Origin of the sequence: Kitasatospora sp. MAP5-34 (genome assembly GCF_029894335.1) — a bacterium.
Classification (GTDB): Bacteria; Actinomycetota; Actinomycetes; order Streptomycetales; family Streptomycetaceae; genus Kitasatospora.
The window spans coordinates 1-1,359 of sequence record NZ_JARXZC010000110.1; the positions used below are offsets into that span (position 1 = coordinate 1).

At 69.3% G+C, this 1,359-nt stretch carries 1 protein-coding gene; it reads right to left on the minus strand.

Translation table 11 applies throughout. From position 1 onward, the window contains the following. Window positions 1–38 precede the first annotated feature (38 nt). Entirely contained in the window at window positions 39–1,094 is a 1,056-nt protein-coding gene (locus tag P3T29_RS32595; protein WP_280720293.1) for an ISAs1 family transposase, read from the minus strand. Between the last annotated feature and the right edge of the window lie 265 nt (window positions 1,095–1,359).

Here is a 1,359-nt window from a genome sequence, read left to right on the forward strand (position 1 = left end):
CAGGGCTTCGGCGTAGTCGCGTGACGTCCGTTTTGTGATCACGCGAGGCCGAGGAGAGCGAGGGGCCGGGTGGCGTCGCGGGCGTTGCGGCGGAGCGCGGCGGCGATGTTGGTGACGCCGGCGAGCTTCAGGGCGCCGATGGCCAGGTTGCGCCAGGTCGCCATCGCGCGCGGCGCGTTGCCGGTCCGCAGCTGGGAGGCGTCCTCGGCGAAGGTGGTGTCGCGGACGTGGTGCAGGGCTTCGATGTGCCAGTGGTCGCGGACCAGCTTCGCGAGCTGGGCCGCGGTGGCCTGCTCGGCGGCCAGACTCGTCACCGCGTAGACGGTCTTGATGGTGGTCTTGCCGGTCTTGCGGTCGGTGCGGCGGCGCTTGATCTGGATCGCCTGTCGGGCACCGGGAAACAGCAGGTTGTTCACGGAAGCGACCTTGATCCGGCGGATCTCGGAGCGTCCGTGACCGCTGCCACGGGTGCGGCCCAGGAGTGGGATGTCCTTCCAGGGAAGGGACTTGACCTGCTTGCGGAGCTTCTTCTGGTTGCCCTTGACGATCACAATGTAGTGAGCCTTCCGATCCAGGAGGTACTCGGCGTGCTCGCGCTGGGTGTGCATCGCGTCGCTCGTGACGACCATTCCGGCGAGGCCGGGGACGGTGTCGAGCAGCGGCTGGAAGCAGGTGATTTCGTTCGTCTTCTCGCCGACGTCCAGTTGGGCGAGGACCAGGCCGGTGGTGTGCTCCGCGGCGGCGAGCAGGTGGATCTTGCGGCCGGTGGCCTTGGCGGCTCCGCGCAGGCTCTTGCCGTCCACTGCCAGACCACGCAGGTCAGCAACCGCGGCTGTCGTCGGGCGGCGGTCCGCGAGCCAGCGCCCGACGGCCCCATCCAGCGCGTCGCCGTCGATGCGGGCCAGCAGTCGGCGGACTGTGGTCTCGGCCGGCAGGAGACGCCGGGGCAGCAACGGATCGGGACGGATGCCGAGCTGTTCCAGAACGTGTGCCGGTGCATCGCCGATCCACTCGCCGACCGCCAGCAGCGAGGTGGCCCCGGCCAGAACCGCACACGAGGTCAGCGCAAGGACGACGGCCAGAGCGTGTCGCACTCCGCGCGGGTCACGCGGGTCCGGCACCTCCGCCAGTCGCTCCAGTAGCCCCGGGACCTCCCCCGGCACGACCTCGGGACACTCGCGGAGCTGGTCAAGAGCAGGCGGGATCAGCGATGATGCGTCGGCAGGCACGGTCTTCCAGTCGGATCACGGGGCGTCAAGAACTCCATGATCTTGGAAGCCGTGCCTGTTGCGCGCCTGGCTCCCCTCAAGCTGGCAGACCGTCACGAATCGGACGTCACGCGACTACGCCGAAGCCCTG